The 25,518-nt window shown below is 43.5% G+C and carries 19 protein-coding genes and 1 tRNA gene; 12 read left to right on the forward strand and 8 right to left on the reverse strand.

From position 1 onward, the window contains the following. Positions 1-213: 213 nt before the first annotated feature. The 3 genes from F6K51_RS13890 to F6K51_RS13900 form a co-directional block, all read right to left on the reverse strand. Positions 214-1,974, reverse strand: a complete 1,761-nt coding sequence (locus F6K51_RS13890; protein ID WP_293021094.1) for a ribonuclease J — start codon at positions 1,972-1,974, stop codon at positions 214-216. Between the two features lie 348 nt (positions 1,975-2,322). Beyond that, on the reverse strand, positions 2,323-3,207 hold the full coding sequence (gene dapA, locus F6K51_RS13895) for a 4-hydroxy-tetrahydrodipicolinate synthase (protein WP_293021095.1): 885 nt from the start codon (positions 3,205-3,207) through the stop codon (positions 2,323-2,325). Between the two features lie 112 nt (positions 3,208-3,319). Beyond that, a complete protein-coding gene (locus F6K51_RS13900) occupies positions 3,320-4,357 on the reverse strand; it encodes an aspartate-semialdehyde dehydrogenase (RefSeq protein ID WP_293021097.1) in 1,038 nt (345 codons plus the stop codon). A gap of 1,162 nt (positions 4,358-5,519) precedes the next feature. Between F6K51_RS13900 and tig the strand changes: the two genes are divergently transcribed. The 9 genes from tig to F6K51_RS13945 all read left to right on the forward strand — a co-directional run bounded on the left by tig (position 5,520) and on the right by F6K51_RS13945 (position 14,833). Further along, positions 5,520-6,953 (forward strand): trigger factor, encoded by a 1,434-nt coding sequence (tig, locus tag F6K51_RS13905; protein WP_293021099.1) that lies wholly within the window; start codon positions 5,520-5,522, stop codon positions 6,951-6,953. 315 nt (positions 6,954-7,268) lie between these two features. After that, complete coding sequence (gene clpP / locus F6K51_RS13910; protein ID WP_293021169.1) at positions 7,269-7,961, forward strand: ATP-dependent Clp endopeptidase proteolytic subunit ClpP; 693 nt, start codon at positions 7,269-7,271, stop codon at positions 7,959-7,961. A 13-nt stretch (positions 7,962-7,974) separates the two neighbouring features. Next, entirely contained in the window at positions 7,975-9,321 is a 1,347-nt protein-coding gene (gene clpX / locus F6K51_RS13915; protein WP_293021101.1) for an ATP-dependent protease ATP-binding subunit ClpX, read from the forward strand. Between the two features lie 109 nt (positions 9,322-9,430). Beyond that, entirely contained in the window at positions 9,431-10,270 is an 840-nt protein-coding gene (locus tag F6K51_RS13920; RefSeq protein ID WP_293021103.1) for an alpha/beta hydrolase, read from the forward strand. A 456-nt stretch (positions 10,271-10,726) separates the two neighbouring features. Beyond that, on the forward strand, positions 10,727-11,905 hold the full coding sequence (locus tag F6K51_RS13925) for a tetratricopeptide repeat protein (protein WP_293021104.1): 1,179 nt from the start codon (positions 10,727-10,729) through the stop codon (positions 11,903-11,905). A 252-nt stretch (positions 11,906-12,157) separates the two neighbouring features. Further along, on the forward strand, positions 12,158-12,514 hold the full coding sequence (locus tag F6K51_RS13930) for an iron-sulfur cluster assembly accessory protein (RefSeq protein WP_070394331.1): 357 nt from the start codon (positions 12,158-12,160) through the stop codon (positions 12,512-12,514). Between the two features lie 212 nt (positions 12,515-12,726). Continuing rightward, positions 12,727-13,596: a M48 family metallopeptidase gene (locus tag F6K51_RS13935; RefSeq protein WP_293021106.1), complete on the forward strand. Its 870-nt coding sequence runs from the start codon at positions 12,727-12,729 to the stop codon at positions 13,594-13,596. Continuing rightward, positions 13,575-13,658: transfer RNA gene (locus F6K51_RS13940), tRNA-Leu, on the forward strand. The genes F6K51_RS13935 and F6K51_RS13940 overlap by 22 nt, the downstream gene beginning before the upstream one ends. A gap of 527 nt (positions 13,659-14,185) precedes the next feature. Continuing rightward, a complete protein-coding gene (locus tag F6K51_RS13945) occupies positions 14,186-14,833 on the forward strand; it encodes a class I SAM-dependent methyltransferase (RefSeq protein WP_293021108.1) in 648 nt (215 codons plus the stop codon). A gap of 85 nt (positions 14,834-14,918) precedes the next feature. Here the strand turns inward: F6K51_RS13945 and F6K51_RS13950 are convergent, their stop codons facing one another. Further along, the gene (locus F6K51_RS13950) at positions 14,919-16,013 is read right to left on the reverse strand and encodes a RuBisCO accumulation factor 1 (protein ID WP_293021110.1); all 1,095 of its coding nucleotides are present in this window, start codon (positions 16,011-16,013) and stop codon (positions 14,919-14,921) included. Between the two features lie 488 nt (positions 16,014-16,501). On the opposite strand from F6K51_RS13950, the gene F6K51_RS13955 reads away from it, so the two are divergent. Further along, positions 16,502-17,740 carry a DUF445 family protein gene (locus F6K51_RS13955; protein ID WP_293021112.1) on the forward strand — a complete coding sequence of 413 codons (1,239 nt, stop codon included), beginning with the start codon at positions 16,502-16,504 and terminating at the stop codon, positions 17,738-17,740. A 76-nt stretch (positions 17,741-17,816) separates the two neighbouring features. On the opposite strand, the gene F6K51_RS13960 is transcribed toward F6K51_RS13955, so the two are convergent. Together F6K51_RS13960 and F6K51_RS13965 are read right to left on the reverse strand one after the other, a co-directional pair. Next, positions 17,817-18,824 carry a glycosyltransferase gene (locus tag F6K51_RS13960; RefSeq protein WP_293021114.1) on the reverse strand — a complete coding sequence of 336 codons (1,008 nt, stop codon included), beginning with the start codon at positions 18,822-18,824 and terminating at the stop codon, positions 17,817-17,819. Continuing rightward, a complete protein-coding gene (locus tag F6K51_RS13965; RefSeq protein WP_158069714.1) occupies positions 18,821-18,985 on the reverse strand; it encodes a hypothetical protein in 165 nt (54 codons plus the stop codon). The genes F6K51_RS13960 and F6K51_RS13965 overlap by 4 nt, the downstream gene beginning before the upstream one ends. A 1,015-nt stretch (positions 18,986-20,000) precedes the next feature. On the opposite strand from F6K51_RS13965, the gene F6K51_RS13970 reads away from it, so the two are divergent. Together F6K51_RS13970 and chlP are read left to right on the forward strand one after the other, a co-directional pair. Beyond that, positions 20,001-21,809 carry a serine/threonine-protein kinase gene (locus tag F6K51_RS13970; protein WP_075902086.1) on the forward strand — a complete coding sequence of 603 codons (1,809 nt, stop codon included), beginning with the start codon at positions 20,001-20,003 and terminating at the stop codon, positions 21,807-21,809. Between the two features lie 391 nt (positions 21,810-22,200). Further along, the gene (chlP, locus tag F6K51_RS13975; RefSeq protein WP_075906354.1) at positions 22,201-23,424 is read left to right on the forward strand and encodes a geranylgeranyl reductase; all 1,224 of its coding nucleotides are present in this window, start codon (positions 22,201-22,203) and stop codon (positions 23,422-23,424) included. Between the two features lie 135 nt (positions 23,425-23,559). Here chlP and F6K51_RS13980 read toward each other — a convergent pair whose 3' ends face one another. Further along, positions 23,560-24,297 carry a response regulator transcription factor gene (locus tag F6K51_RS13980; protein ID WP_070394338.1) on the reverse strand — a complete coding sequence of 246 codons (738 nt, stop codon included), beginning with the start codon at positions 24,295-24,297 and terminating at the stop codon, positions 23,560-23,562. A 328-nt stretch (positions 24,298-24,625) separates the two neighbouring features. Beyond that, positions 24,626-25,447 (reverse strand): fatty acid desaturase, encoded by an 822-nt coding sequence (locus F6K51_RS13985; RefSeq protein ID WP_293021119.1) that lies wholly within the window; start codon positions 25,445-25,447, stop codon positions 24,626-24,628. Positions 25,448-25,518 lie beyond the last annotated feature (71 nt).

Genomic DNA, 25,518 nt, shown 5'->3' on the forward strand with positions numbered 1-25,518 from the left:
TGGCAATTTGGCAATAGGGATTGAGTAATCACACTGATTAGAATAACTCATCACACTGATTAGAATAACTCATCAGTGCCTCTAATGTCATAAAAAAAAAGACTGACTTCAACATTTAGTTGTTTCCTGAGTGTTGAAGTCAGTCTTGTTGGGAATTAAGGACGAAAAGAAGGCAACAGGGACGCCAAGGGCGAACAACCTTCACCCTTCTGCTTATGATGCCACCTTAGCAGTAGAGCGCCGACGCCGTGTACCTGTGACCTTAACTGGTGGTTCCTCTGGAGTTTGCAGCAAGAAAACCATCAGGGGACGACTCCTGAGTTCCCGGCGAGCTAAACGCTGGAGGTCCGCTTCAATTTGCTTTTGCAAGCCTTCCCAATCAATTTCAGTCGGTTTCTCTGTCAAGGATTTATCAAAATCTGACCAGCGATCGCTTAATGTCCGTTCAATTCTTTTGATCACCAACTGTTGCAGGAGGGATGTTTCTAACGGTGAGACCACACCCCGCAGATGAATTTCTGGCTTGGCAAGGAGTTTGCCATCCCAACTGATTGCTGCAGCTACAGTCACTACTCCATCTCCAGCCAACTGCTGACGTTCTTTCATAACATTGTCATGAACAATACCAGTGCGGTCTACCAGTTCAATACCTGAGGGGACGTTACCTGTAATACTAATGCTGTCCTCAGATAACTCCACCACATCCCCATTGTCGGTAATCACAGTATTTTCCACAGGGATGCCCATACTATGAGCCATCTTGGCATGCTGAACTAGCATCCGATGTTCACCATGAACCGGCATAAAGAATTTTGGTCGTGTTAGAGCCAACATCAGTTTATGGTCTTCCTGAGCACCATGACCAGAAACATGAATGCCATGCTTACGACCATACACAACATTGGCTCCCAGCTTCATTAACCGATCAATGGTATTGACCACCGCAATTGTATTACCAGGAATGGGGTTGGCAGAGAAGACAACTGTGTCCCCTGCTTGGATTTGAATTTCTCGGTGTTCCCCTTTAGAAATGCGAGTCATTGCGGCTAGCGGTTCACCTTGAGAACCCGTTGTCAGAATCAGGATTTTTTCTGGCGCTATATTTTTAACTGCTTTTAACGGCTCAAACAAGTCATCTGGGCATTTAATGTAACCCAAGGTGCGAGCTTGGGCAATCACATTCAGCATGGAACGACCCACAATTGCCACCTTCCGGTTTTGTTTTTGGGCGATATCCAGGACTATACTTATCCGGTGAACTGAGGAGGCAAAGGTAGTCACTAGGACTCGTCCTGGTGCTTGGGCAATGGCCCGTTCTAGATTGGGATAAACCGAACGTTCAGATGGAGTATGTCCGGGAACTTCGGCGTTAGTCGAGTCACTCATCAAGCACAAGACCCCTTTTTCCCCATGTTCCGCTAGTCTTTGGAAATCGAAGAATTCTCCATCCACAGGGGTATGGTCAACTTTGAAATCACCTGTATGGATAATCACACCCAGTGGCGTATGAATGGCAATGGTAAAGCTATCAGCAATCGAGTGAGTGTTGCGAATAAATTCTACAAGGAATGAAGAACCGATACGTACCGTTTCACGGGGCATTACACGTTTCAATTCCGTGTGGTCAGCTACACCAGCTTCTTCTAGCTTGCCTTGAAGTAATGCCATGGCTAAGCGGGGTCCATAAATCACGGGAATATCAAACTGCTTTAAATGATAGGGAATGCCACCAATATGGTCTTCATGACCGTGAGTGACAATCATGCCCTTGATTTTGTGACGATTTTCCCGTAAATATGTCATATCGGGGAGGACGATATTAATTCCATGCATCTCATCATTAGGGAAGCCAATCCCAGCATCTAAGAGCAGGATTTCGTCATTGAATTCAAAAACACAAGTGTTCTTGCCAATTTCATGGAGTCCGCCTAGGGGAATAATTTTTAAAGCTGGTTTAGATGTTTGCTTAGTCATTTGAATCCTCTGAGTTTTTTTGCTAGTAAAAAAATGAAAAAAGTGTTACCAATTACCTTTGATTTGATCTATAGATCAAATCCATCACACAGATAAAGCAATGAATGAATGATGTATAGCTTTTTTAGATCAACTAATTATTAGCAAATAAACGGTAAAATAATAGAAACTAAAATAATAGTAAAAAATTAGGGATAAAGAAAGCCAAAATTCAATAAACAATTAATAGCTCACTAATCTCCCTCCCAATCCCTAACATAGTCTTCGCTAAGGATTCAGTCATCTTTCCTACCTTACAAAGCGAAGATAGATCTGATGAAAGGGAATTGGGACAAAATGAGTAATTATTTAAATTAAATCCAGCTCAATCAGAACCTCCTTTAAACGGGATTTTAATTCAGAGGGTAGCTCGCACAGCGGTGAGCGAAGACTACCCACCTGCCAACCTTGAAGTTCTAGTGCTGTTTTGATCGGGATAGGATTGGTAGTACAAAAGAGTACTTTAAATAAGGGAAAAAGCTTGAGGTGAATTTGAGTAGCCTCACTAGTTTTCCCCTCCTCAAAAGCTTGAATCATCTGTTGGATTTGGGAACCAACCAGATGACTGGCTACACTAACTACACCTGATCCTCCTAGTGCCAGGGTGGCTAGGGTAAAGGAGTCATCGCCAGAATAGATGGCAAAATCCGGTGGGGTTAAACGCCTAATTTGACTAGTCTGTTCGAAGTCGCTAGTAGCCTCTTTGACAGCTACGATATTAGGAATTTGGGCTAAACGAGCAATAGTTTCCGGTTGCAGATTTTGTCCTGTGCGACCCGGTACATTGTAGAGCATCAGGGGAAAGTCAGGACTCGATTTTGCGATCGCTTGGAAATGTTTGTATAGTCCTGACTGTGGCGGTTTATTGTAATACGGTACAACTTGTAATGATCCATCTAACCCTAGTTTAGCAGCTTTTTCAGTAGCAGCGATCGCTTCTTTTGTAGAATTTGAACCCGTTCCAGCAATTACCTTGGCTTTACCTGCAACTGCTTTTTGGACTACTTGGAATAGCTGGTACTCTTCATCCCAAGTAAGGGTAGGAGACTCCCCAGTGGTGCCACATACCACCAAAGTATCTGTCCCATTGTCAACCAAATGAGCTGCTAAGTGCTCTGCCACAGCATAATTGACGCTGCTATCTTCCCTAAACGGCGTAATCATCGCCGTTAGCACACGTCCAAAATTGACCACCCTTTTCTAACTCCTCATTAATTATTGGTCATTGGTCATTAGCCATTATTCATTAGTCATTGCTCTTTGGTCTAGCTTCTGTGCCAGAAGATTTTTTGCTGCCTACAAAGGACTAAGGACTAGGGACTAAGGACTTTAGCAAATTTTTGGCTACCAATAACTCAGCAATTTGCACTGCATTCAAGGCAGCACCCTTACGAATCTGGTCTCCACTCAACCAAATTTCGATACCACAAGGGTGAGAAAGGTCTTGTCGAATCCTACCCACTAGTACTTCGTCATTACCGGACGCATCAATAGGCATAGGGAAGTAGTTCGCCTGCCAATCTTCTACTAGTTTTACTCCAGGGGCAGTGGCTAATACTTCTCTTGCCTTAGCCACTGGCATGGGTTGGTCAAATTCTAGGTTAACTGCTTCTGAGTGAGCACGCAGTACGGGAACCCGTACACAGGTAGCACTAATTTTTAACTGTGGAGCCTTAAATATTTTCCGGGTTTCATTGACCATCTTCATTTCTTCCTGACAGTACCCCTGCTCATTTAAGGGGGAGTTGTGGGGGAACAAGTTAAATGCCAGGGGATAAGGAAAGCTTTCTGTTGGTGGTGTTTCTCCTTTCAAAATTGCCTGAGTCTGTAATTTTAATTCTTCCATTGCTTTCATTCCAGCACCACTAGCGGATTGATAAGTAGCTACCACTATCCGTTTTACTGGCTGTACCTGATGTAATGGCCATACTGCCATACCCATTAAAATCGTAGTGCAATTGGGATTCGCAATAATTCCTTGATGATTTGCTGCTGCCTCTGGATTGATTTCCGGAATCACTAGAGGTACTTGTGGATCCATCCGAAAGGCACTGGAGTTATCAATGACCACTGCACCACTTTCTACAGCAATAGCCGCCCAAGCTTTCGACGTTGCCCCCCCAGCTGATGCTAAGACCAAATCTACCTGATCAAAAGAGTGCTCTCCCACCGCTTCCACTCGTAACTTTTCTCCCTGAAAGGGGATGACACGACCAGCAGAGCGGGGTGAGGCTAACAGCTTAAGGTCAGCCAGTGGGAAATTTCGGCTTTGCAAGAGTAACCGTAGTTCTTCACCTACAGCACCAGTTGCGCCTAAGATGGCAACGCGAACTTGACTAGACAAATGACTTTCCTCCACTCATTCAATTCAACATACTTAATCTTTTGATAATTTAATCAGTAGACTTCGCGACAGTTGTCAGGAGATAGGATACAGGAGACATAAAACAGTAACAATAATTGACGAAAACAGTATCAAAAAAATACTTTTGCCAGAGGTCTAGTGCATTCTTTAAGAGTATCTAAATTTTTTTTACCTTACTAGGTATTTAACCTCTGATAACGGTTAGGTATAGCAGGTAAGCGCTATAAAAATTGATCCAAAATGTGATAATAAGGAAGAATTACGACCATATTAGAGCTGATTCGTCAAGTAAATCTTAATAAGTCTGAAAGCCTTGCTATGATTGTCTTTTGGTTATTAAATAGTTCAAATGTTCTATTTGAGCCCAAGCCTTATCCTACAATGATTACAGCGAGTTTACGAATCAGCTCTTAAGCCTTGATTTTCAGGACTATTGCACTTTTTGATCAATATTGTTGTAAATAATGCCTCCTTATTGATTCTTTCCCTTACCCTGTTCGCTATAGCCCATTGGCGTCTTAATAAAATGCCTGGAATGCCCAAATATTAATAAACTTATCAATTAGCGCGAGTTTAATCCCTCACACTGCCCTATTAAGCTCAGGCCAGAGTCATCGACTGGCGTGTTAGGTACACTTAAAAAGCTCTGATCGACTAAGAGCTTGCTTAAAGGCTGTAGTAACCACCTATAGATAGTATTCTCTACTGCCGTAAAAGAACTGGTAGATGTGCTTAACGCTTAACTGGTTGTTAGAATCAGCATACCATAATTGCTTTGGATTCTCCCGTCTAGTTCCATCCGAGGTAGAAATTGTCCATCTGTATCGATACTCGATAACCATTAATTTTCACCTCTACTCCTTTGGATATCGGCGTTTTGACTCAAACCCCTTGAGAAATTCGTCCCTTGCGACTTTGTTGCCAAACCCTTTGATGAGAACCACCGCCGACTAGGGCAACTAGTGCATGTGGATAAATACCTTGGCTGACACAATGTAAATCTTTTTGGTGAATTTTGTTGGTCGAAGCAGGCAACACCTAAAGTAATATAGGAGTCCCCAGGTCGAATCTTTGATTCAGCCAGGTTGACTATCCATTGTCCCGACTCATTAAACAATTAACTCTTCACACCCAAGCGTCAATGAAAGTAACTCAGGAAAAACTTCCCGCTAGCCAGGTTGGTCTGGAAATTGAAATTCCAGCTGAAACGACCAAACAAGCCTATGAAAAGGTTTTACAGAACCTTTCCCGTACAGTCAAAATTCCTGGGTTTCGCCAAGGGAAGGTACCCCGTCAGGTTTTGCTACAACGTCTTGGTGCCCAACAGGTAAAAGCTGCTGCCATCGAAGATTTGCTCGACAGTAGTCTAAAGCAGGCGATTGAGCAAGCCCAAATTGAGGCACTAGGGAACTATAATTTAACCTCTACCTTAGAAGATTTGCTCAGCCAGTTCAAACCTGGAGAACCCCTAACCTTCAGCGCATCGGTGGATGTGCCACCAGTGGTCAATTTAGGGGAATACAATGGCTTAAGTGTGAAAGCTGAGGAAACTAAGGTTGAACCGGATGCCGTCGGGAATTTTCTCGAACAACGGCGTGTTGAGCAGGCTACCTTAGTACCAGTGGAATCACGCCCAGCTCAGATGGGAGATGTGGTCGTGGTGGATTACGTCGGTCGATTTACTGGTGATAGCGAAGAGGATGAAGGCTCAGTAATCCCTAACGGTGAGGCTAAGGATTTTGAAATTGAACTTGGGGAAGGCAAGTTCCTAGAGGACATTCTTCAAGGCATCGTTGGTATGAATCCTGATCAGATTAAAGAAGTACCAGTGACTTTTCCTGAAGATTACCCCCTAGAAGATTTAGCTGGCAAGTCATCGGTCTTTAGCATCACCCTAAAAGAAATCAAGGAAAAAGAGCTGCCAGAGTTAGATGACGACTTCGCTCAAGAAGTTAGTGATAAAGAAACCTTGGCAGAGTTACGGGAATATTTACAGCAGGAGTTTCAGGAAAAAGCTGATCAAGAAACCCAAGCCAGCAAGGAGGAGGCTTTAATCAACGCTCTGCTGGAAAAGGTTGAAGTTGACTTGCCTGAAACGCTAATTGACCAGGAACTCCAAACAATTTTGACCCAAACAGCCATCCAGATGCAACAGTTGGGCATGGATGTCAAAAGGCTGTTTACCGAAGAGAATCTACCACAGCTGCGAGAAAGATCACGTCCTGATGCCATCCAAAGCCTCCGACAATCCCTAGCCCTTAAGGAAATAGCTACACGTGAATCCCTAACCGTTGAAGAGTCGGAAATAGAAGCGAAAAGTCAAGAATTGATGAAGGAGTTGGCTGGTCAAGAGGTAGATCCGGATCGGCTGCGGGAATTCGTCGAGTCCGATTTGCTCAAACTCAAAGCCATTAAATGGTTAGAAGATCACGCTACTATAGAGCTGGTTCCCAAAGGAACCATCACCGAAGAAGAAACTGAAGCAGAAGACACGGCCGTTACAGTAACCGAGCTAGAAACAACGGATGCGGCTTCCCAGACTATTGAAGTACCAGCTGAACCTGTTTCTGAGTAAATCGTAGCGTTGGCCTTGTTGGTGATCTGCCCAGGGTAGAAGGTAGCGAGTTGCTAAGGTGTTGTGCATTTAACTTTGTATAATTCTGAGACTGAAACCCAAGGCTCAGCTTAGATCCCTTAGAAGAAACACGCCTTAGCTCAACAGCTTAGGCTTATCTATAAGCCTCAACTCTATAACCGTCAACTGTTGCACCAACAAGCAAACAGTTAAGGCATAATAGTTTGTATAGAGACTTTGACTTTATGCCTATTCGTGCCCTTGTTAGATAGCACCTTTATTAGTAAATCCAGAGGTCTTGACGAATTGTATCCTATGCTGCAATCTGTGTCCCCTCATTCCTCAATCACCAGCTTAAGTTCTCTAGACCAATACCAAATCACCTCCAGTAGTACTGTTGTACCAATGGTGGTAGAGCAGTCTGGAATGGGAGAACGAGCATTTGACATTTATTCGCGGCTGCTGCGAGAACGCATTGTGTTTTTGGGAACCCAGGTCGATGATGTGGTAGCTGACTCAATTGTTGCCCAGCTGTTATACCTAGAAGCTGAAGACCAGGAAAAGGATATCCAATTGTATATCAACTCCCCAGGTGGCTCGGTAACTGCAGGGATGGCAATATATGATACGATGCAGCAAGTGCGCCCTGATGTGGTTACCATATGCTATGGCTTAGCTGCTAGTATGGGCGCATTTCTCCTAGCAGGGGGAGCTGCTGGTAAACGGATGGCATTGCCCAATTCTCGGATTATGATTCACCAGCCCCTTGGCGGTGCTCAGGGACAAGCGGTGGATATAGAAATTCAAGCTAAGGAAATTCTATACCACAAGCAAACCCTTAACGAATTACTGGCTAATCACACCCGTAAACCAGTGGCTCAAATTGCCGAAGATACCGAACGCGACTTTTTCATGTCAGCGGCGCAAGCTAAAGACTATGGTTTAATTGACCAGGTGATCTCCCGGCAGAATCTTCCTAACCAGGAAGCAGCTGTCGCTTCTATGTAGAAAGAGGCTTCTTATGTCTAAATACGACTCCCATCTAAAATGTTCCTTCTGCGGTAAGTCTCAAGAGCAAGTACGCAAATTAATTGCTGGCCCCGGAGTCTATATTTGTGATGAGTGTGTTGATTTATGTAATGAAATTTTAGATGAGGAGTTACTCGATTCCGGTGCGCCTGCTCCCCAGCCTGCTCCTCGACCAGAACCTGCTAAGAAACGTCGTCCCCGTGCCAACCGCATTTCCATGAATCAGATTCCCAAACCCAGGGAAATTAAACGGTATCTAGATGACCATGTGATTGGTCAGGAGGAAGCCAAAAAAGTTCTGTCAGTGGCTGTGTACAACCACTACAAGCGCCTAAGCTTGCTCCAATCTAAAGCTCAGGGTCAGGGTCAGGGAATAATGGATGATGGCATAGAGCTACAAAAGTCCAACATTCTTCTAATTGGTCCTACGGGTTGTGGTAAAACATTACTCGCCCAAACCTTAGCCAAAATATTAGATGTGCCTTTTGCTGTGGCAGATGCCACAACCCTGACAGAAGCTGGTTATGTTGGGGAAGATGTAGAAAACATCTTACTGCGACTATTGCAAGTGGCAGATCTGGATGTAGAGGAAGCCCAGCGGGGGATTATCTATATCGATGAAATCGATAAGGTAGCCCGCAAGAGTGAAAATCCCTCTATTACCAGGGATGTTTCTGGGGAAGGAGTCCAGCAAGCATTACTGAAAATGCTAGAAGGAACCATTGCTAATGTGCCCCCTCAAGGTGGACGCAAACATCCTTATCAAGACTGTATTCAGATTGACACCAGCAATATTCTGTTTATTTGCGGTGGCGCGTTTGTTGGTCTGGAGAAGGTGGTCGAGCAACGCCTAGGCAAGCGTTCCATGGGATTTATTCAGCCTGGAGAGCATAACTCGAAGGAAAAGCGAACAGCAGATATTCTGCGACACTTGCAGCCAGATGACTTGGTTAAATTCGGCATGATTCCCGAGTTCATTGGTCGTATACCAATGGTAGCGGTCATTGAACCCCTGGATGAGGAAGCCCTGATGGCAATTTTGACAGAACCCAAGAATGCACTGGTAAAACAGTATATAAAGCTGCTGAAGATGGACAATGTCAACTTGGAGTTTATGCCAGATGCAATTCGAGCGCTGGCCCAGGAAGCTTACCGTCGTAAAACCGGTGCTAGGGCGTTAAGGGGCATTGTGGAAGAATTGATGCTGGAAGTGATGTACGAGTTGCCTTCTCGTAAGGATGTCACTCGCTGTACAATCACTAGGGAAATGGTAGAGAAGCGCTCAACTGCTGAACTATTGGTTCATCCTTCTTCATTGCCAAAGCCAGAATCAGCATAGTAGTAATTTATCATTGGCCAAAACCAAATTTATCGGTTGTTAATTGTTAATTGTTAATTGTTAATTGTTGATTGTTGATTTTCAATTAACAAAGGACAAAGATCACAAAATGCCTTACATTCAAATTCGGGGTGTAGAACACTACTATGAATGGGTAAAGAAGTCAACACCTTGTGGAAATAAACCTGTGATGGTCTTTATCCATGGCTGGTGTGGCTCGTCTCGCTACTGGGAAAGTACCGCTAAAGCTCTATCCAATACTTTTGACTGCCTCCTATATGACCTAAGGGGGTTTGGTCGGTCAAAATTGCCCCAACAGGGGACAAACTTGACCTATGAGATGGAGGACTATGCTGAAGATTTAGTGGTGTTGTTAGATACCCTGGGACTTGATCGTATCTATATCAATGCCCACTCCCTAGGGGCATCTGCTGCTACAATGTTTCTCAATCGTTATCCTGGGCGGGTTGAACAGGCAATTTTGAATAATAGCGGTATTTTTGATTATGACGAGAAATCCTTCACCGCTTTTCACAAAGTTGGTGAGTTAGTAGTTAAGTTCCGCCCCGGTTGGTTGTTAAATATTCCCTTAGCCGGTACCGTGTTCATGATGCGATTTTTGCACCATCCCCTACCTAGGGCAGTGAGCCGGGTTTTTTTGGCAGATTACCTAATGGCTGATTATGAAGCAGCTTTGGGAACAATGCTGACTGCGGTTAGTAAGTATGCGGCTGAGGTAATGCCTAATAAGTTCGCTCAGTTAAAGGTGCCAACCCTGCTAGTTTCTGGTGAATACGACAAAATTATTCCTTCAGCACTAGGGCGTAGAGCATCACAATTAAGTCAAAACGTCAAGTATGTTGAAATTCCTGATACAGCTCACTTTCCGATGTTGGAGGCTCCAGGGGTTTATCTAGAGCAGGTACTGGAGTTTATTTGTGTGAGCTGAGGCTTAAAGAAATTAGTACTCTTCGGGTGAAATAAGTGGTTAGTGCTCAGAATACTCAACACCACAGGAATAGGTTAAAAAATCAGGAAACCCCCAACCTGTAAAAGCTGGGGGCGGTGATCAGGGTGCATCTACTACTTCCTTATTCGATTAGGTGTGACCCTTCTCCGGAAAGATTTTGATAGTGAGTTCGCTTCAAGATAGTATCATCGGCAATGGGCTATCATCGGCAATGGGCTGACGGGGAGATGGGGAAATAAGCTAGTATGTATGACGGCAACTAGGTCTTTCCAGATTAGTGTGCCCAGGCTACTGATGTTAATTTTTATTAATAGCTCAGTAATTTCCTTAACTTACTGAAAAATATATTTAGGAATTTACAGCAAGTTGTGAGTAATATTATCTCTGGTAACCGAGTTAGAACAGAGACATAACTGCTGAAAATGAGCAAGGGAGATGGGCTACTCAAGTTTATTTGGCTCCATCATCCCTCCCCCATCTACATCAGGGAGCAATATTAATATGGCAGATCTGGTTCAGAATCTAGTTGAAACGGAAGTCAAGCAACACCAAAACAAGACTGCAGGAGATGACCCTTTCCAGCCTCAAGCTTGTAAGTATCGCCAAAGTAAGTTAAAAAATATACTAAAAACACTGCAAAACACCTTAGCAATTTGTCAAACTAACGAAGATTTGACTGGTCAAGTGGATACTCTCAAACGCATTGGGTTAGTTCATTGCCGTTTGGGAGAGTATGCCTGGGGCATCAAGTGTCTCCAGCAAAGTTTACAAATGGCCAATGATGTTGGTTCGCCCAAGAGTGTAGGGGTCATTCTTCATCATCTCGGAATGGCTTATTGCAAGACTAACCAGGATGATAAGGCATTTAAGGTTTATCTAAAAGCATTGAGGATTTTCCAAAAAACTCAAGATCACTCAGAAATTGCTAAAATACTTAATCACCTAGGGGAAATTCACAATAGCTGGCATCAACCAGTGCTGGCTCTGAGATGCTTTCGCCAAGCCATGAAGATTTTTCAAAACTTAGGCAATTCAGTTGAGGGCGAAGGCAGAGCACTGGAAAATATAGGGGAAGCTTATACCCAGCTTGGAAGATACCGTCAAGCTCTTGCTGTCTTGGAGCAAGCCCTAACCATTCACGAAAAAAAAACATCCTCTCGTTACTCTAGTCGCAAGTTAACTACTCTTGAGAGGATTGGCACAGTTTACTTCCGACTAGGTGAGGAACTACGGGCATTGGATTTCTATCATCAAGCTTTGGAGATTGGTCAGCAACTGAGTAAATCACTTCATGGTAACACCAGAAGCTTGGATTATATCGGAGCGGTTCACTACCACTTGGGAAATTACCCCCATGCCTTAGCGTATCACTTACAAGCCTTAAGACTTTGGCAAGAAATCGCCCATCCTGGGGAGGGGGAGAGCTTGTTCCATGAAAAGGCTGAATTTTCTCAACTCAGGACAGTTTATAACTGTCTGGGTATATCTGAGCAAGGGGTGCAGTGCAGCCAACAAGTACACAAGATGATCATTAACTGTGGTTACCGAGTTAGTGAAGAAGAGATTAGCCAGTATCTTAGTCACGGTGGAACGATAAACCATAACGTAGAATGATTAATGCCTGGTAGCCTAAAGACTCGTTACAATAAAGATTCAAACCCCCAATAATTTCCATTTAACGACAATTAGATAATTATCGATAAACAGCAAAACTGTGAACTGGCAGAGCCGATTTACCTATAAGCTGTAAAGCATCTAGTTTATGAGACACTCTAAGCTAAATCTTGGGTTACAGCCTGATAATTATCTTTCTTGACGATGCACAACAACTTAACACCAAGCAAAATTAGGAGTCAAACGTAAGCAATGGCACAAGCAACTGAGTCACAGCAAAAAGGTATTCAACTGACAGATAAAGCCCTAAAGCATGTTTTAGCCCTGCAACAAAGCCAAGGAAAAGACCTTTACCTGCGAGTTGGTGTTCGCCAGGGAGGCTGTTCAGGACTGTCTTACATGATGGATTTTGAAGAACCTAGTAACATTCGGGAGAATGATGAAATCTTTGACTACGATGGCTTCAAAATAATCTGTGATCCAAAAAGTCTGCTTTATCTCTACGGTCTGGTACTGGATTACAGCGATGCTATGATTGGTGGTGGCTTCCAATTCACCAACCCCAATGCCAATCAAAGCTGTGGCTGTGGTAAGTCGTTTAGCGTTTAGGGGATTGTTAGTTGAAAGTCTGTCAGTTCAAGACCACCACCAAACACTAGAGGAATTACGCAGTGGCGCTATATAATTAGCTATATAGAGGTAGAGCTATATCTAGTTAGGGCGCAAGGCTTGTAACCCTACAATAGATTAGGCTTGAGCCAGAGATTTTGGGTAAGTCCTAGACTAATAAGTAATGACTAATGACTAACGACTAACAGCTAATGACTAAAACATCACTATTTGGTCTGAAGGCAGATCATTTCCGTCATCCCCTAGATTTGGAAGCAACCACAGCCCTGAAACAGTTGCCAGGGATAGACTTGGTGGTGCGAAATTTACTAGGTCCTGTGGCGGAACAGTTTTTTTACCTGAACAATATCGCTGCTAGTGTCTTGGTGGGAGAAAATCAACTGCCCCATCTTCATAAACTACTCGAAGATGCCTGCACAACTTTAGATTTAGAGCCGCCTCAGCTTTATGTGCAGCAAAATCCTGCTCCCAATGCCTATACCTTCGCTATGCGGGGTAAGCAGCCTTTCATTGTCTTGCACACCTCTTTAATTGATCTGCTGACACCAGAGGAAATTCAGGCGGTTATTGCCCATGAACTGGGTCATCTCAAATGTGAACATGGGGTGTACCTAACACCGCTCAATATCATGGTATTAGCGGCTAGTTTAATTCCGAATTGGGGCATGCTCATTGCTCAAAGCATACAGGAGAAGATGTTAGAGTGGCTACGATGTGCGGAATTTAGTTGCGATCGCGCTGCTTTACTGGCTACTCAAAATCCGAGAGTGGTCATGTCTGTATTGATGAAACTGGCTGGTGGTTCCCCAACTCTGGCACCACAACTGAACCTAGATGCGTTTATCGCTCAAGCTAGGGCTTACGACAGCGTGGGTGATACTGAGGTGGGTCAAGTACTCCAACAATTGCAGATCTCTCAACTGAGCCATCCCTTACCTGTACTACGGGCGCGAGAAATTGACCGGTGGGCAAGTTCTCAATCTTATCAGTCCTTGTTAAATCAGCAGCTAATTAGTTATAATAATGGAGATGCCCAAACGGGCGGGTGGCGAAATTGGTAGACGCACCACACTCAAAATGTGGCGGCCTTATGGTCATGAGAGTTCGAGTCTCTCCCCGCCCACTGTAACTAAGGGGCTAGCAACTGTTGACGATTTTCTACAAATATCTTGCAGTATCTACAAAAATATGTTAGACTTTGATTAGGAATCTAGTGTCAAAGAAAACATTCTGGTTCCTTGAATTGAAGCCGAAAACCAAAGCTTTAATGATAGTGGTTGCGTTTTCTATTAAACACAGATTTATGCGCCTTGAGCGGAACAAAACCGATCTTGGCCTTGGGAGATACCCCCTGGCTGCTTAAGCAGCTTGCATTAGTGGGCTAAAATCTGCAAAGTAGATTTTGGTAGCTAAAAAGTATCGGAAAGTCGGAAAGCACTCCAAAACCAAAATCAAGACAACAAAAATCAATACCAAAATCAACAAGGGGGAAGAGATATCAATGCTCTTCCCTATTTTTTTTTTAGAACCCTGTCTAACCGGCTCAAAATATTCTTTGTCCTAAACCAAACTATGAAATACTTACCATAAGCTTAATAAATCTTTATAATATTCTTAACAAGCTTAACAAGATAGATATTAGCTCATACAATGATTGACCAGCGCCTTCAACGCAGTAAATTGGATGAGAGCGATGATGCTCTATTCTATTCATTTCCAAGGTTTGTGACTCATGTCGATGAGGGCTTTATCGATCAGCTGGTAAACCTATACCGGGAACGACTACAACCCAACACGCGAATCCTGGATCTCATGAGCAGTTGGGTTTCTCACTTCCCAGAAGATATGGAGTTTGCTCATGTAGAGGGGCATGGGATGAATCTGGAAGAATTGGTCAAAAATCCTAGACTTAATCACTACTTTATCCAAGACCTGAATCAAAACCAGCAATTGCCATTGCCTGACCAAGACTTTGATGCTGTCCTGATTGCTGTTTCAGTTCAGTATCTTCAGTACCCCGAAAAAGTTTTTGCTGAGATTCATCGTGTCTTAAAACCAGGGGGAATAGCAATTATTAGCTTTTCTAACCGAATGTTTTTTCAAAAGGCGATTCAGTCCTGGCGAGATGGGACCGAGAAAAGTCGAGTGGAGTTAGTGAAAAGCTATTACGAGTCTATTCCTGGATTTAGTTCGCCTGAGGTTGTTGCTCGACCATCGCCGCTTCCTACTTTTCTGCTACAGCTTGGGATCACTATAGGCGATCCATTCTATGCAGTACTGGCTAATCGAACTACCTGAGCCTTTTGATAAAAAGGGTTTTGTTGATGGTAATTTTTAACAGTCAACAAAACAGAAATTAACTAACTTAATAACTAATGACTAATTACTCATCAATTTGCCAGACATCTTGACTCAAGGCTTCATCCAGAATTTTTTTCGGTCGTAATACTAGGATGAGGCGTCCCAAAAAACTAATATCAGGAGAATCTGGAAACCACTTAATCTCCAACTGTCCTGATTCTTCAACCAAAAAGTAGCTGTCCCCATCCCACTGCTGCTGTGAGCGGTCAATAATAAGCAAAATCTCTTCAGGTTTGTTATTCTGTTGAATAGGGAGCTGATTACTGTTACACAAAATCACTACTGGATCTTGTGCCTTCAAAACTACCTGCCAGCCGGGTATTGCGACGAAGGTCTGCTCTCGAAGCCCTTTAACTATACTGAAAGCACCGGTATAGTCAGTTTTAGGAACCTGGTTGAGATCAGCTATTGTCAGGGGTAAGGATCCTACTACGGGAAGCAAGCGGGGTAAATCTTCTTCAGCTTCGAGGCGGTATATGGGTAATCTGGGAGCTGGACGCTGAGTGCTACCAAAGATTCCTGTGAGTAATTCTTCGATTTGTTGCCGGGCTTGTTGAGTATGAGCAAACATCAAGCCTCGAGCAATCAAACGAGAACGTTCTTGCAAATCATTGTGTTGTTTGGCAAGTTTCCAATACTGATAGGCAACAGCATCACCAGGATGATTGGTGAATCCCTCCGGTGGACGGCTTCTGCGGGAAAAGGTCTTGATTGCTTTGGCAACTTCATGGGCTCCTTCGGAGTTCAAGTTTCTAGCAACGAGAAATTCAGCAGCAGCAGCTCGTTCTTCTTGGGTGAGAATCCGCAACTCGTACAGGGAATCGCTACCGCTAGTCTCAAAACGCGATCGCACTTCATCGGACACCCCCACTGTAATCAAACTTGTGTAAACCTGAGATGCCACCATCACTTGATTCTGTTGAATTGGCTCAAACCCAGTTTCTTCAAAAATTACCTGAGAACTGTAGCCAGCTTTTTGTAGCTGCTGACAGGCTTTACCCCACTCCACCCAGTTGCGTTCTTTGCGCCGCAGTAAGTTTAATAAATCTTCAGCATTTATCTGTTCTGAATTGGTTTGAGGGTGACTTTCAGGAGAGCCTGGTGGTACTTCAGTCATGGTTTAAACAAAAAGAAAACGAACCGTGCCATCAACGGCAATGTGTATTATATCCCGTTAGGGTTTAGTGTGGGAGGATGTCACTTTTGGAAAAAGCCTACAATAGATATTGGGCATGAAATCAATTCTTGAAGTATAAAAGATGAAGATAGTAAGTGTAAAGGCAGCAAGGATAAAGGTGAGGGATGGTGCATCTTTAAATTAATCCTCAAACCTACTAATTGTTAAGGAACCGCAGCCATATATAGCGGTTTTTATAGTAATGAGGTAGACAGGATTTTTTCCATATTCGCTGTTCCCTATTCCCTATTCCATATTCGCTGTTCCCTATTCCCTATTCCCTATTCCCTATTCCCTACTCCCCCAAGGGCGGGGTACCTCACCTATTTAAGAAATGCTATAACTATTGTACACTTCTGACTTTATCCATCATACTTTAAACTTGCAGATTACCTGCTTTTTAAGTTCTACACAACTCGATTTTTGTTTTGGATCTGTTTAACTTGTTCTTGTTGTTTGTTCCTCCTATAGCTGGGGGAATTATTGGCTATTTCACCAATGATTTAGCCATCAAAATGTTGTTCCGTCCCTACAGACCAATTTACATCGGTAAGCGTCAGCTACCTTTTACACCAGGTTTAATTCCCCGCAACCAGGAACGGCTGGCTAAGCGAGTGGCTGACACTATTATGGGGTCTCTGCTGACGCCAACAGAGTTACAGCGTCTGGCAAAGCGTCTGCTGCATACTGAACGTGTGGAAGCAGCGATCTTGTGGCTATTAAACTTAGCGCTAGATCAAGTCCGGTCGGATAAGCAACAGAAAACAGCTCATATTCTTGCTGGGATTCTCCGAGACTTGATCGGGGAATCGTTGCCACGTATGCTCAAAGTCTTAGCTCGTCGTAAGGATTTCCTAGAAGCCCAACTTAACCATGTTTTTGACCAGATTTTATTGGAGTTTAAACTGGATCAAGAACAAGCTCGGAAGCTTTCTGAGTGGATCTTAAAAGTAGTACTCCCTCCAGATATTTTGCGACAGGCAGTTATTGATTTCCTAACTGACCGCAACATTCAAATCATTGATGAAGACTTTCGGGAAAAGTCTAGTGGGACATACTGGGTGGTGGCAAATTTATTTGGTCTGCGCAATGCTTTGATCCGCCTGCGAAGCTTTTGCCTTGACGAGAAAGAAGCGACTAATGCTCGCATCGAAGAGTTAATTGTGGCTCTAGGAACTCGCGATCGCTTGCGGGAATGGTTGCAAAATGTCTCATTGCAAAATCTGCCTTTGTCAACAGTGAGACAGTTACGGAAAACTCTGCGGGATTCGGTGCGTGCTTATATTCAAGAGGGGGGTGCTGGATTTATACAAGGATTAAATCAATCTATTGACTGGGAAAAGGTGTCTGTGTTAATTGTTAATCGGCTCCGAGAGTCAGCAATTATGACTACATCCTTGGCAATGATTAGCAAGGAACTCGCCTTGGTTATAGAGCGCTACCTGGAGGAGGATTTGGAAAAAATTATGACTGAAGTGATTCCGATTTTATCTATTGATGAGGTGATTGTTGAACGGGTAAACGCTACTTCTCCAAAAGATATGGAAATCACGATTCAGACTTTAGTGAAAAGTGAATTACAAGCTATTGTGAATTTAGGGGGTATTTTAGGAGTGATGGTGGGGCTATTTCAAACAGTCTTGCTGCTGTTGACAGGAGGAATTTAATCAGGAATTTAATCAGGATGCTCTCTAGGATTTATCCTGAGCCTGATTCTAGGCAACGGGAGGTTTATCCCATATGCTAAGACCGACGGCTAATGATGGATAAAAGTTTACGAGAACGGGGACCTCGGTATCTTTCGTATAGTAAAAAGTTTGGTATCATCGTTCTGAGCCAATAAAGTAAATTTAATAACCAACGATGATTAACTTTAATTTTGCCATTGAGCAGATACACTGGTAATTCCACTAATTTAGCTAATCTGGTAAAACTTTCCTGGTCTTTTTCCTCAAAACTTTTTTCTATCAAATACTTAATACTTTTCTGGCATAAGCTAAATAATTTTTGGTGATTTGTCAAGACAATTTCAAAATACTTAATGTAAGACTCCCGCATCAGTGAGCTATTATCGGTGAGATTGAAGCGGTGTTTTCTATAATAGGCTCCGATGATTGGAGTATGGATAAATCTGACGTTCCGTTGCAGAAGTTCTAATACCCATTCTCGATCCTCACAGGCTTTCAAGCGAGTATCAAAATTCCTCTGGTCTAAGAGTTTTTTCTTGAACAGCATCGATTGCTGTAACAATGGAAAAGGAGAGTCTGCCAGAAAATCTGGACAGATTAGTAGTCGTTGGATTAGCTGTTCTTTGGTGAGAGCACCAACAGGATTAGGCTTGGTTTCAATAATGTTTTCGTTTTGATCAACATACACCCGTTCATAGTCTGAGTAAAATACTATATTATCACCATTATCACCAGTTCCCTCTAAACAGCTCAATTGGAATCTGATCTTATCTTCATGAATCCAATCATCAGCATCTAAGAATTGAATCCATTCTCCAGTGGCTTTATCAGCGCCAAAATTACGAGCAGATGATATACCTCCATTGTCTTTATAAAAGTACTGTATCTGTGGGTGGGAGTGGACTAACTGATCAGCAACTTTGCGGGTATTATCGGTAGAGCCATCATCTACAATAATGCATTCAATCTGGTAAAATGTTTGCGCTAGTACACTCTTTACTGATTGTTCGAGGTACTGGGCTTTATTAAAGGTGGTGATAACTACTGAGACAGATGTATTCATGAAATAAATTCTTTATACCATAGATGGAAATCTAGTAATGACCAAAGTTTGCTGGCATTATCCGGTTGGTAGTCTTGGATTAAGTTATAAACGTTTGCTTCTATAAACGTCTGGTCGGGAAATACTGGTTTCAGGTAATGATTTGATCGACTGACATACATCCTCCCAGAGGTAATCTCTGAGCTAAGAGCTAAAAGGCGATCGCCAGCCGTACTTTTTACGCTTTGTCTTGATGCAGTCGCTCATTGGGGAAACCCTCAAGACCGCGCTGCATCGCTTGCACGACTTTTAGAAGAAGATCTCAGAAAGTAGACCTCAGCAACCGCTTGTCTTGCGACCAAGCTACTTTCCTGGCAAAAGGCTATAGCCATAGCATACTCGACGAACTGGTAATTTTAAAAGGGGGTAGAGGGTTTTAAGGCTGGTTTAATACTGGTCTTATGGGGTATTATGCACTCTGATGGGATTTTGTTCAGCTATGGTCAATTTCAAATCCATGTAGAGCAGCGCATCTTGGTTGGTGATGGGTGCATCTGATGTTTGTCAAAACATCATCGATAAAGAATCCCAGGAAGTATGAACAGATAATTAGCAGTATTTTTTGGTTAGTGAGATTAAGATTTGGGGCACTAATACACCCAATATAATGGCGTTATAATAATTGATTGCGTTTTTTGTAGAACTAAAAAATGAGTATAACCCTCTTAAAAAAAAAGGCTGATTTATTAACATCAATTAGCTCAAGTACCTATTTTTAGCTAGAAACTGACTGGTAATTGAAATTGGCGATCGCGTTTTTAGAGCTAGTTGCACAGAGGTATTGAGTATTTTCCGCAGAGCTCTATTGAAATTTCCCATGGAGCCACTTGTGCAAAAGCCGGTCTACCCTCTGACCATCTCCCCATCTGACCATCCCCCCATCAGCCCCCATTCACAATTTAAATGGGTGACAGCTTACTCCCTCATTTGAGTCACTTATCCTTACTTTAGCTTATTAACGGACAAGTCTATTAATGTCCGATAGTCAAGGAAAAAGTTAACGTTGAGGAAGTTGAGGGCGAATTCAACAATCGGTAATGTTAACTTTCTTTGTGATCTAACTAGCTCTAGGATCCAAATCAATGGTATATTAGCTAAATTTGGAATCATAATTAGGTAGTCATCACTAACCCCTCGATGAGCCCCTTATCTGGAGAGACAAAACCCGCAAAAGCCCTAGTAGGCGGACGCTACAAAATTATCAACCAACTGGGAGCTGGTGGGTTTGGTCGAACTTTCCTGGCACAAGATATACATTTGCCAAATCAACCCCAATGTGTGGTTAAACATCTTTTGCCCCAAACCGAACAGACGGCAACGCTGCAAATGGCAAGACGCCTTTTCGATAGAGAAGCTCGATTTCTCTACCAGCTAGGTAATCATGACCAGATCCCCCGCCTACTGGCGCATTTTGAGGAAGATCAGCAGTTTTATCTGGTTCAGGAATTGATTGAAGGACAACCTTTGAATCGAGAACTTGTCAAGGGTCATCCGTGTTCACAAGAGCGAGTGATTGCTTTATTAATAGATATTCTACAGGTATTGGCCTTTGTCCATCAACAACAGATTATCCACCGGGATATTAAGCCCTCTAACCTGATCCGCCGCCAAGGGGACGACAAAATCGTGCTGATTGACTTTGGTGCTGTTAAGCAAGTCAGTAGCCAAAACATTAATCCTGAAACTGGGGAAACTCATTTAACGGTTTCTATAGGCACCCAGGGCTATATGCCCCATGAGCAATTGGCAGGAAGGCCCCGCTTTAGCAGTGATATCTATGCTGTCGGGATGGTTGGTATCCAGGCATTAACTGGGGTTCATCCCAAAAACTTGAAGGAAAATCCCACAACTAGTGAAATTGATTGGCAACACTACGCAAAGCAGGTTAGCCCAGAGTTGGCCCATATTCTTGACATTATGGTGCGCTATGATTTCCGTGACCGCTATCAGACAGCAGCTGAGGCTCTAGAGGTACTGGCTAGTTTACCAAGACAGCAACTGTTGTCATTAGCTGAGGAAGAAATCCCTACTCAGGAAATTACCGGTGAAAGCCAGTCTGGGATGGAACTCCCAATTCCCGACATTAGGAAGCTAGCAAACACTACAGTCCCCTCGTCAATGATCACCAGGAGTCAAAGTAGAACTACGCCTCAACTTGACATCACCGAACATTCGAGAGGTTCAGCAACTAACCGGACAACACTATCTATTCCGCAACGATTGGTGAAGTTGGGCTTAATTACTGTATCGATAACTATCTTGGGGGTGGGCTTGGTGCTGTTGAAAACTTTTCTATCTGCCCAAGCAACTGGTGAAAATACTGACTATAAGGCTGACTATATCACTGAATATAAGACTGACTATAGTACTGAGGCTAAGGTCACAGCGGAGCAACTTTTAGACGAAGCTGACCAATTGCGGAAATCTCGACAGTACCAGGAAGCTCTAAAACTATACGACCAAGCGATCGCTAAAAAAGCAGATTTTGCGGAAGCCTATTGGGGCAGATGCTACAGTCTGAATAAACTCCAACAGCCGGAGATGGCAGTTGTTGCTTGTAATGATGCCTTATATTTCAAACCTAACTACCCAGAAGCTGTGTGGAGCCTTGGTCAAGCCCTTGACCAACAGCAACGGTCTGTAGAAGCCCTCAGACTCTATAACCAAGCCCTTACCCTTAAGCCAGATTTAACGGAAGCTTGGCTTTCACAGGGAATAACCCTCCAAAAGTTGGGTCGTTCTGTTGAGGCGATTACGGCTTTGGAGAAAGCGATCGCACTTCAACGAGATTTGGCAGAGGCTTGGATGATTAAGGGGGAAGCTCAGATAACACTAGGACGCTTTAATCAGGCAATCACTTCTTTAAATAAGGCACTCCAGATTGAACCTAACCACCGGAATGCCCTGAAGCTACGTCAGCAGGCACGGAAGAAACTGAAACGCTAAATTCAGTAGTTCCAAAACTCGACTCTCGGACCATCTGCATCTGTAGTCCTACTTTTACGAATTGGTATTACTTTACCGAGTTGCCTACACTATCGATATTTTCTCTTAAGATTTGTTTTTCCAACAAGTTTAATAAAGGTCTAATAATTAAGAATTAACCATTAACAATAACAATTCCTAACAATTGCACAATAATTAACAATTAATAATTAACCTTAACAATTAACCAGTAACGATGAAAATGACCAATCACAGCAGGACTTGTTAAGTAATGTTACGGACTTTTGTTAAGGTGTATTGCAACTTGACCCCAAATATTAGGGAAGGTTCAGATGACAGGAAAGTCCGTGATAGGATTCATTCCGTAGCTTAAAAAACCATGGGAGAAAACATGCCAGCACTAAGGGTTGCAGTAGTTGGTTCGGGACCAGCAGGCTCTTCTGCTGCCGAGACGTTAGCTAAAGCAGGAATCGAAACCTATTTGTTTGAGCGTAAGCTGGACAATGCTAAGCCCTGTGGTGGTGCGATTCCACTATGTATGGTGAGTGAGTTTGACCTGCCACCAGAAATTATTGACCGGCAAGTGAGAAACATGAAGATGATCTCACCGTCTGATATTGAAGTTGATATCCATATAGAAAAGCAAAACGAATATATTGGAATGTGCCGTCGCGAGGTGCTTGATGGGTTCATGCGCAATCGTGCGGCTGAGTTGGGGGCTAACTTAATTAATGGCACCGTTTATAAACTCGATATTCCCACCAGTAACTCTCAACCCTATACCATCTATTATTCTGACCATTCTGATGGCAGTGTCAAGGGAACCCACAAAACCTTGAAAGTAGATGTGGTAATTGGAGCTGATGGGGCAAATTCCCGGGTTGCCAAAGCAATTGATGCTGGGGATTACAATTATGCGATCGCGTTCCAAGAGCGAATCAGTCTGCCAGATAACATGATGAATTACTACCAAGACCTGGCAGAAATGTATGTGGGTAATGATGTCTCTCCTGATTTCTACGCCTGGGTCTTCCCTAAATACGACCACGTTGCTGTTGGTACCGGCACTATGAGGGTCAACCAAGCCCTGATCAAAAAGCTACAAGCAGGGATTCGTGCCCGTGCGGCTAAGAAACTTGTGGGTGGGAAAATTATCAAAGTGGAAGCCCATCCGATTCCTGAGCATCCTAGACCTAGACGTGTAGTTGGTCGGGTAGCTTTGGTAGGTGATGCTGCTGGAACAGTCACTAAATCCTCTGGGGAAGGCATTTACTTTGCGGCTAAATCAGCTCGCATGTGTGCTGAAACCATTGTGGAAACCTCTAACAGCGGTAGCCGTATCCCCACAGAGAATGACCTCAAGCTTTACCTGAAGCGCTGGGATAAGAAATACGGCATGACCTACAAAGTCCTAGATATTCTACAACGAGTTTTCTATAACTCCGATGCTAGCCGGGAAGCCTTTGTAGAGATGTGCGCTGACAAGGATGTGCAGCGGCTGACCTTCGATAGCTATCTCTACAAAACCGTTGTACCTGCTAATCCTCTTATCCAAATGAAGATTACAGCGAAGACAATTGGTAGCTTGTTGCGGGGCAATGCCTTGGCTCCCTAGAAGTTGATTAATTTTTGATGAGATGTAGCCAACTGACTAACGGCGATAAAGCTTACCCCCGCCTTAAGGGCGGGGGCTTTCCCCTCTAGCTTCAGAAAATAGATTTGTAGTAGCTCTGACATCACCAAGTTCATCCTAGGCAGTCGCCGAATTCACTTCTAGGGTCTTTTCTGTATTAGGTAACTCTAAGCAATAACCTGCTCCATAAACCGTTTTGATGTACTTAGGATGGCGGGGATCAGGTTCTAGCTTGGTTCTCAGGTGACGAATATGCACTCGAATTGTTTCGATATCATCGTCAGGGTCATACCCCCAAACCTCTTTAAGGATTTCGCTGGGAGAAACAGTTTGACCATGCCGCTGCAGTAAACAGTGCAGTAGTTCAAACTCCAGATGGGTCAGTTTCACGGTTTTATCAAACCAAATCGCCTCAAACCTTTCTGGAACCAGGGTCAAAGGACCATAGTTCAGGATTTCTGTATGCTTAGCAGCTTGGGGAATTCGGTCTGTGCGCCGTAGTAATGCTCGCACTCGCGCCAGCATTTCTTCGAGTTCAAAGGGTTTGGTGAGATAATCATCGGCACCAGCATTAAAGCCTTCTACCTTATCTTGGGTTTGACCTAGGGCAGTCAACATCAATACTGGAATATCGGAAGTGCGTTCATCCCGACGTAATCGTTGGCAGACGGTGAAACCATCTACCTTGGGTAGCATCAAGTCTAGCATAATCAGGTCTGGCTGCAGTTGCAGAGCTAGAGCCTGACCCTTGATGCCATCCATTGCTTGACTAACATCGTAGCCAGCCATCTCCAAATTGATGGTGACTAATTCTGAAATTGCGGGGTCGTCATCGATGACCAGTATCCGGGGCATCACTAAGGAGTTGTTGCTAAGGTGTATCCGTTAACGTTCGATAAGAACTATTTTAGAATAGTAACAATACTTATACGATTATAAAGGCAGACTTTACGTTTGTTGTAAACAAAAGCTAATAAATTTTAAGATTTACTAATTTTCCGAGAAACTACCTGGATCTGAGTGCTAGAGTCATGAGTCCTGACTAGAAAGGATAAATTCCTGGTGCTTGCACTGTTGAAACTTGGCTATACTCTGCTAGTCAGGAGGGTTGAGCACTCAGCCCTCATAACTGTTTAGCTTGGGAACTAGTAGGGTAGCACTCAAGGTACCACCCTAGGGAAACTTAGGTCTGTTCAGGACTAATCAGTTTCACGTTTTTGGCTAAACCCAGCTGTTGTAGGAACTGAATCGTCATCCAAGTCAGGTCAATTTCCCACCATTTCATCCCATGCCTTGCAGAATACTGATAGGCATGGTGATTGTTGTGCCAGCCTTCGCCATAGGTTAGTAGGGCTACCCACCAGCAGTTTTTTGAGCAATCATTAGACTCATAGGTGCGATAACCAAATTTGTGAGTAGCACTGTTGACAAACCAGGTACAGTGAAACACCAGTACTAGCCGCACAAAAATCCCCCACACTACAAATGGCCAACCACCGATGGCATAGAGCAACAGTCCTAGAACCACTTGAACAAGCACAAAATACTTGTCCAAAAACTGATAAACCCGATCTCCAGAAATATCTTTAGTGAATTTAGAAATTTGCTCATCAGCAGGAATTTTATGCAACATCCAAGCCATGTGACTCCACCAAAAGCCTTGATGGGAGTCATGAGGATCCGGTTGGGTGTCAGAGTGCAAATGATGGATGCGATGTAGTCCTACCCAATGGATCACTCCTCCTTGACAGGAAATGGTACCACAGAAAACTAGGAAGTATTCTAACCACTTGGGTGTCTGAAAACTGCGGTGGGTCACTAAGCGATGCCATCCCAGAGTTACCCCCAAGCCCCCTGTCACCCAGTGGAAAAAGATCATTAAGCCTACTGCTGTCCAGTTAAAGTTGCTCGGAAGTAAGGCAAACAGCGCTGTTAGGTGAATAAAGGCCATATAGGTAATAACGACCCAATCTAAACGATGATTATCTGAAGTAGCAATTGTCATGCAGTAAGTCTAATAGGATACAAATTGTAATAACCCGCTCTCTTTGATCTAAAATTTCGAGGCGCGAATTT

Origin of the sequence: Moorena sp. SIO3I8, assembly GCF_010692325.1 — a bacterium.
GTDB lineage: Bacteria > Cyanobacteriota > Cyanobacteriia > Cyanobacteriales > Coleofasciculaceae > Moorena.